The organism is Streptomyces sp. NPDC097619, assembly GCF_040302735.1.
Taxonomy (GTDB): domain Bacteria; phylum Actinomycetota; class Actinomycetes; order Streptomycetales; family Streptomycetaceae; genus Streptomyces.
On record NZ_JBEOSD010000257.1, the window covers coordinates 1 to 6,608 of the forward strand.

Consider the following 6,608-nt stretch of genomic DNA (forward strand, 5'->3'; position numbering starts at 1 on the left):
GCCGCCACCGGGGGCCACCGGGGCACCGCCCTGGGCGCCACCGGGCAGCGGGGCCATGGCGTGCCCCTCGGGGCCCGGTACGTACGCCATCGCGGGACCGCCCGCGCTGAAGGCGGCCGCCGCGGCCGCGCCGGCGCCGCGCTCCAGCCGGTCCAGGCGGGCCTGTACCGACCGCTCGTCGTCGAAGGCCGCGGGCAGCAGCACCCGGGCGCAGATCAGCTCCAGCTGGAGCCGCGGCGAGGTGGCCCCGCGCATCTCGGTCAGGCCGGCGTTGACCAGGTCCGCGGCGCGCGAGAGCTCCGCCGCCCCGAACACCGACGCCTGCGCCTGCATCCGCTCGACCACGTCCGTCGGGGCGTCGATGAGCCCTTTCTCCCCGGCGTCCGGCACGGCCGCCAGGATCACCAGGTCGCGCAGGCGCTCCAGCAGGTCGGCGACGAAGCGGCGCGGGTCGTTGCCACCCTCGACGATCCGGTCCACCACCTCGAAGGCCGCCGCGCCGTCCCCGGCGGCGAAGGCGTCCACCACCGAGTCGAGCAGGGAGCCGTCGGTGTAGCCGAGCAGCGAGGTGGCCATGCCGTACGTCACCCCCTCCTCGGTCGCGCCGGCGAGGAGCTGGTCCATCACGGACATGGAGTCGCGCACGGATCCGGCGCCGGCCCGCACCACCAGGGGCAGCACCCCGTCGGCCACGGGGATCTCCTCGCGGCCGCAGACCTCGCCCAGGTAGTCCCGCAGGGTGCCCGGGGGGACCAGCCGGAAGGGGTAGTGGTGGGTGCGCGAGCGGATGGTCCCGATGACCTTCTCCGGCTCGGTGGTCGCGAAGATGAACTTGAGGTGCTCCGGCGGCTCCTCGACCACCTTCAGCAGGGCGTTGAAGCCCGCCGAGGTGACCATGTGCGCCTCGTCGATGATGTAGATCTTGTACCGGCTGGAGGCGGGCCCGAAGAAGGCCTTCTCGCGCAGGTCCCGGGCGTCGTCCACGCCACCGTGCGAGGCGGCGTCGATCTCGATGACGTCGATGGATCCCGGGCCGTTGCGGGCCAGGTCCCGGCAGGACTGGCACTCCCCGCAGGGGGTGGGGGTGGGACCTTGCTCACAGTTGAGGCAGCGGGCGAGGATGCGCGCGCTGGTCGTCTTGCCGCAGCCGCGCGGCCCGCTGAACAGGTACGCGTGATTGACCCGGTTGTTCCGCAGGGCCTGCATCAGCGGGGCAGTGACATGCTCCTGCCCGATGACCTCGGCGAACGACTCGGGGCGATAGCGGCGGTACAGCGCAAGGGACGACACGTCTACGAGCGTATCCGGGCCCGCCGACAACGACCGCCGCGGAACACAAAGCGCCCCCCACGCACCCGCCAGAGCCCACTTACCCTTGCTGCCTTCCGGCCCTGGGGGAGTTGGGTGAGATAGCGCCACGTGAGGGGCTGGCCCCAGCGTAGCGGATGAAGCGCCCCGTGTTCGACCGTCCCCCCACCCCGACCCACCTCGTCTTCCACCCGGACCCCCGCCCGGGACCCCCGCAGGAGGACGGGTTCGCGAGCACCCCCCAACGTCTTGTATTGTTCGTCGCGGAGGATTCGCCTAGTGGCCTAGGGCGCACGCTTGGAAAGCGTGTTGGGGGCAACCCCTCACGAGTTCGAATCTCGTATCCTCCGCCAGTGCCTCACCGGGCACGAAGTCGAAAAGCCCCGCTGCTCGCAGCGGGGCTTTTCGTTTGTCCCGGACCGGTTTCCGTCCCGCGCGCGGGCGGTGGGGGTGGGTCAGGGGGATTCGGCTCGGTCTTCCGGGTGGGGTGGGGGGACGGGGAGGGCCAGCGCGGTGAGCCAGAGGGCTGCGGCCTGGGCCAGGGCCGTCGTGGAGGAGGCCGGGTGCAGGGACCAGGCCCACCACTCGGGGGTGTTGTCCTCGGCCACGCCCAGGAGGAGGGTCGGGCCGAAGACGCCCAGGGGGAGCAGCCAGGCGAGGCCGCTGCCGAAGAGGCGGGCGCTGATCACGGCGAGGCCCAGGTGGCCGGCGGCGTTGCGGGCCGAGGCGGCGAAGACCTCGGTGGACAGGCCGGTGGCCAGGGGAAGGGCCGACAGGGCGATCGCGAAGAGGGTCAGCAGCAGGACCTGGGCGCGCCGGTAGAGCCCGAAGGGGCGGGCCGAGGTCCGTTCGAGGTCCGCCATGGGTGAGTGCAGGGTGGTGCCGAGGACGACGGCGTACGCGACGGGGGCGACCGCGGCCACGGGCACGGCGTAGTCGACGAGGTGGCGGAAGTCGGGGAGTTCCACCTGGCCCCGGGTGAAGAGGGCCGTGGCCGCCGCGACCGCGGTCGTGAGGAGGGCCGCCCGGGGCAGGCCGCGGCTGCGGGCGAGCGCGAGGGCGGGGTTCACCGGGGCGGCGGGGGGACGGGGCGGCAGGCGCCGATCTCGCGGGCCGCGGCCGAGAGCCACTGGTCGCGGGCGGCGGCCGGAGCCTTGAGGACGCCTTCGAGGGCGGCGGCGAACTGTTCCCCGTAGTAGGGGCCAGGGAAGTCGGCCCGGGCCAGGAGCACGGCCTGAAGGAGGAAGGTGTCGGGGTAGCCGCCGGTCACCTTCAGCAGGTGCGGGGAGCAGCCGCTGGGGGGCTGGGGCAGGGCGGCGTCCAACATGGCGCCGGTCATGGTGCGGGTGTCGACCACGGGCCGGTAGACGGGGAGTTCCGCCGTTCCGGGGCCGTCGAGCCGCAGTCCGGTCTGGCGGAATTCGCGGTGGAAGCCGTCGAGGGAGCCCAGCGCCCGGTCCACTGTGGTGACCGCGGCGCGCGCGGCGGGCAGCAGGTGACGGTCGGCGGGCCACAGGCAGGCTTCGGTGCGTCCACTGGTGGCGCACACGGGTGCGGCGGGTTGCGGGGTGCGGACGGCCCAGAACGGGTCGGGCTCGGGGGCCCGGAAGGTCAGCAGGGCGCCGCCCGCCACCAGGGCGACGGCGGCCGGGACGGCCAGGGCGGGGCCGGGGCGGAGCACGGCGCGGCGTACGAGGGCGGGCAGGGCGAGGAGGACCAGGGCGGCCGCCGCGCACCAGGCGGTGGCGGTGAGGAGCCGGGCGGTGTTCGGGAGGAAGGCGGCGTCCCAGTGCTCGTCGATGGCGGGGAACAGGGCTGCCACGGGCGAGGCGGGGACGAAGGCGAAGACGACGAACGCGAGGTACCAGAGGACGCCCATGGCGGGGGCGGTGATCCGGGACGGCAGCAGGCTGCCCGCGGCGACGCCGGCGGCGATCTGGAGGCCGGTCATGGCCGCGGCGAGCAGCAGCGGGGTCCAGACCGGGGCGGTGACCTCGCTGACCTCCGCGGTGCGGGCGAAGGCGACGGCGGTGAGCAGGGCGTACACGGCGAGGGCGCAGAGCCAGGCCGCGCCGGCGAGGAGGAGGGTGCGGGGCCAGCCGCCGCGGGGGGTGGTGTCGGCCCAGGCGTGCGCGCGGGTGCGGCCGTCCCGGCCGGCGGTCCACGCGGCGGCGGCGCTCATCAGGGAGCCCATCACGATCACGCCGAAGACCTGGACCTCGACGCTGGTCTGGGTCCACCAGCCGATCCAGTCACTGGTCGCGGGGTCGGCGGAGGCGAGGGACCAGACGCCGATGACGGCGCACAGGGCGGCCACCTTGCCCGCTTCGCCGCGCCGGATCTCGTGCAGCAGGACGCGGATCACGCGGGGACCCCGTTTCCTTCGGCCTGTTCGGCGACCACGGCCAGGTACCCGGCTTCGACGGCCGGGCCGTCGAGGGCGGCGCCGTCGTGGTCGGCGGCCCGCGCGCAGAGGTCGGCGGCGCTGCCGGTGAACCGCATCCGGCCTTCGAGGAGGACGTGCACCCGGTCGCAGACGTGGGCCACGTCCTCGGCGAGGTGGGTGCTCATCACGACGGCGGAGCGTTCGCCGAGGTCGCGGATGAGGGCGCGGAAGCCGACCCGCTGGGCGGGGTCGAGTCCGACGGTGGGCTCGTCGAGGAGGACCAGCGCGGGTCGGTTGACGACGGCTTGGGCGATGCCTGCGCGGCGGAGCATGCCGCCGGAGAGGGCGCCCATCCGGCGGTCCGCGTACTTCTCCAGCTCGACCAGGCGCAGGGCCTCCGTGACGCGGGCGCGCCGCTCGCCGGCGGGGACCTTGCGGAGCCAGGCGGCGTACTCGACGAACTCGCGGACGGTGAAGCGCGGGTAGTAGCCGAAGGACTGGGGCAGCACGCCGATGCGCTCGCGCACCCGGCGGGTACCGGAGCGGCCGCGCACGGGCTCCCCGAGCAGGGAGACCGTCCCCTCGTGCGGCTGCCGGGCGGTGCTCAGCAGGGAGAGCAGGGTGGTCTTGCCGGCGCCGTTGGGGCCGAGCAGGGCGGTGGTACCGGTGTGGAACTCCGCGCGCACGCCGTCGAGGGCGACCAGGGTCTTGTAGCGGACCGTGGCTCCGTCGACGACCGCGACCGGCCCGGGGCCGGTCGCGGTCATGTCACTGTCGACTGACACTGTTTCCCGACTGGTTCTCAGTTCTCGGCGGCCACGTAGCCGTAGGCACGGCTGCCGGGGACACCGGCCCAGGTGGCCTTGGTGTAGTACTTGCCGCCGGTGGTGGTGCCACCGTACGAGCCGCATCCGTAGCCCGAGGAGTAGTTCCGCGAGGTGGAGGCGATCTGCGGGTCCGGCAGGAACGACTTGTCCTGGTAAACGTATCCGCTGAAGGTCTTCAGGTCGGAGGTCGGGACGTCACCGCAGGCGCGGGCGTGGCCGGAACCGGGCCCGTTCCAACGGTCGCCGTCCTCCGCGGACCCGGAGGTCGCGATCGAAAACGGAAGGCGGCTGTTCGTGATCTCACCGGCGGCTGCGACGCCGACCGGAAGCGCCAGGACGGTGGCCAGACCGACAGCGGTCATGCGCTTGCGCGAACGCGTCGAGAGTATGGAGTACTTCGAGAACATCGAGCGATTCCCCCTCGTGTCTGAACTTTGCAAACGTGAGCGGAGTGACCGTAACTCCGGCACCGGGGGCCCCGGAGTGACCGTGATCACAGCGCGGGGCAGATGGCCGGAACCCGTCGCCCGGGAGGCGTCCGACCAGGGAGGGATCCGACGCGTCCGCGTCGAATGACGCAAAGGGAGCGGATTCCGCCCGGTAAACCCGGTTGCGTCGGGGCGGGAGGACGCTCCGGGGCCCGGAAGGAGGGACGGCCCGTCAGGGGGTCGACAGCGCGCGCCCACACGGATCGTGACGGTGCGTCACCCGGTTGGGGGTCGCGCGGGTGCGGTGGGGTGGGCCGGTCGGGGGGTTCTGCGGGGTGAGCGGGCAGGGGACGGTGCCCGGCGGGCAGATCCTTCGGTATGAGCGGGATCCGGTGTGTCCTGGCGAGGTGGGTGGCGGTCTGCTGTGCGCTGCTGCTCTGCCTGTCGGCGGCCGGGGCCGGGAGTGCCGCGGCCTCGGCCGCCGGGCCGTCCCGGTCGCTCTCGGGGCCCGCGGAGCCCGGCGGTGAGGGGCGGGAGGGTCACAAGGACCCGGCGTCCTCGGAGCCGGAGCAGCAGCGGGCCGCCGTACGGCACGGCGCGAGTGCCGCCGGACGGCTGCCGCGCGGGGCCGACGGGGCCCGCACGCGTCGGCCCGGTGGGCATCCGGCCGTACCGGCCGGCGGGCTTCCCGGGGTGGTGCGCGGCGGGCACGGACCGGTGCCGGAGTCCCTGCGGGTGCTGCGCTGCGCGGTGATGCGCTGCTGAGAGCGGGTCGAACCGGGCCCGGACGGGCCCGTGCGGCGGCGGGCGCCCGGAGGGCGGCCGCGCTGGGCCGCGCGGGGCAGGCCGGACGGGTCCGGTGCGCCGCGGACGGGCGGCCGAGAGCCGTCCGGGCCGCTTCCCCGTTCACCCCCCACGCACCGAAGGACTTCGTCATGCCCCTTGACGCTTACGCCGCCCTGAACGCCATGCTGCGCGCCGAGGCCGCCCGGATCACGCCCCGGGCCGCCCAGGGCCGCGCCTCGAAGGACACGGCCGCCACGACCACCTCGGCGAAGACGCCCGAACAGGTCACCGAGAACGCCGCCGAGAGGGCCGGCGAGCAGGCCGAGAAGAAGACCGAGAAGGCCGTGGTCCCGGCCGCCGGTGCGGTGCCGGCCCCGGAGCGAGCGCCCCTGCCGGTGCCCGTGCCCACGCTGGACGGGCCGTCGGTGGACCGGCGGCGCTAGGTCGGACCGGCGGCGCCGGGTCGGATCGGCGGCGCCGGGTCGGATCGGGCGGGCGTCCGGCGGACCGGGGAGGGCGGCAGCGGACCGGGGAGGGTTCGGGGTGCCGCGCGGTGTCCGTCGGGTGCGGTCCCGGGGCGGGATGGGGGAGAGCCGGTTCCCGGGCCCTCGGCAACGGAGAGTGGTCACGTGAGGTTCGACCACGGGGCCCGGGAACCGGCTCCTTGACCAGTGTGCGGGGGGCCGGGGGCCGGGAGGGGCGGTCTTTGGTCCGTTTCCGACCGGTCGAAAGGGCCGAATCCGCGCCCGACCGGACCCGGCCGGCCCTGACCGCACCCGGTCCCGGGCACCCGCCCGCCGGCCCCACCGCCCGGCGGGACCGCCGTACGCGCCCCCGTCCCCCCCCCGCCCCCCCCCCCCCCCCCCCCCCCCC

The 6,608-nt window shown here is 74.9% G+C and carries 7 protein-coding genes, 1 tRNA gene and 1 other RNA gene; 3 read left to right on the forward strand and 6 right to left on the reverse strand.

Going from position 1 to position 6,608, the window contains the following annotated elements; translation table 11 throughout:
* Together ABTZ17_RS35595 and ffs are read right to left on the reverse strand one after the other, a co-directional pair.
* Window positions 1–1,290: DNA polymerase III subunit gamma and tau (locus ABTZ17_RS35595; RefSeq protein ID WP_352199956.1), on the reverse strand; the 1,290-nt coding region annotated here is incomplete at its 3' end.
* Window positions 1,291–1,333: 43 nt separating this feature from the next.
* Window positions 1,334–1,432, reverse strand: an RNA gene (gene ffs, locus ABTZ17_RS35600) — signal recognition particle sRNA small type.
* A gap of 141 nt (window positions 1,433–1,573) precedes the next feature.
* Between ffs and ABTZ17_RS35605 the strand changes: the two genes are divergently transcribed.
* Window positions 1,574–1,661 (forward strand) — tRNA-Ser (locus ABTZ17_RS35605).
* A 102-nt stretch (window positions 1,662–1,763) separates the two neighbouring features.
* Here the strand turns inward: ABTZ17_RS35605 and ABTZ17_RS35610 are convergent.
* Genes ABTZ17_RS35610 through ABTZ17_RS35625 form a run of 4 tightly spaced genes read right to left on the reverse strand, consistent with a single transcriptional unit; the run spans window position 1,764 to window position 4,883 of the window.
* Window positions 1,764–2,378: a hypothetical protein gene (locus ABTZ17_RS35610; RefSeq protein WP_352199957.1), complete on the reverse strand. Its 615-nt coding sequence runs from the start codon at window positions 2,376–2,378 to the stop codon at window positions 1,764–1,766.
* Window positions 2,375–3,673 carry a hypothetical protein gene (locus tag ABTZ17_RS35615; protein WP_352199958.1) on the reverse strand — a complete coding sequence of 433 codons (1,299 nt, stop codon included), beginning with the start codon at window positions 3,671–3,673 and terminating at the stop codon, window positions 2,375–2,377. Before ABTZ17_RS35615 ends, ABTZ17_RS35610 begins: the two co-directional genes overlap by 4 nt.
* Window positions 3,670–4,461 (reverse strand): ATP-binding cassette domain-containing protein, encoded by a 792-nt coding sequence (locus ABTZ17_RS35620; protein ID WP_352199959.1) that lies wholly within the window; start codon window positions 4,459–4,461, stop codon window positions 3,670–3,672. The genes ABTZ17_RS35615 and ABTZ17_RS35620 overlap by 4 nt, the downstream gene beginning before the upstream one ends.
* A 35-nt stretch (window positions 4,462–4,496) precedes the next feature.
* Window positions 4,497–4,883, reverse strand: a complete 387-nt coding sequence (locus tag ABTZ17_RS35625) for a hypothetical protein (protein ID WP_352199960.1) — start codon at window positions 4,881–4,883, stop codon at window positions 4,497–4,499.
* Between the two features lie 444 nt (window positions 4,884–5,327).
* Between ABTZ17_RS35625 and ABTZ17_RS35630 the strand changes: the two genes are divergently transcribed.
* Together ABTZ17_RS35630 and ABTZ17_RS35635 are read left to right on the forward strand one after the other, a co-directional pair.
* A complete protein-coding gene (locus ABTZ17_RS35630) occupies window positions 5,328–5,714 on the forward strand; it encodes a hypothetical protein (protein ID WP_352199961.1) in 387 nt (128 codons plus the stop codon).
* A gap of 170 nt (window positions 5,715–5,884) precedes the next feature.
* Window positions 5,885–6,178 (forward strand): hypothetical protein, encoded by a 294-nt coding sequence (locus ABTZ17_RS35635; protein ID WP_352199962.1) that lies wholly within the window; start codon window positions 5,885–5,887, stop codon window positions 6,176–6,178.
* Window positions 6,179–6,608: the final 430 nt, after the last annotated feature.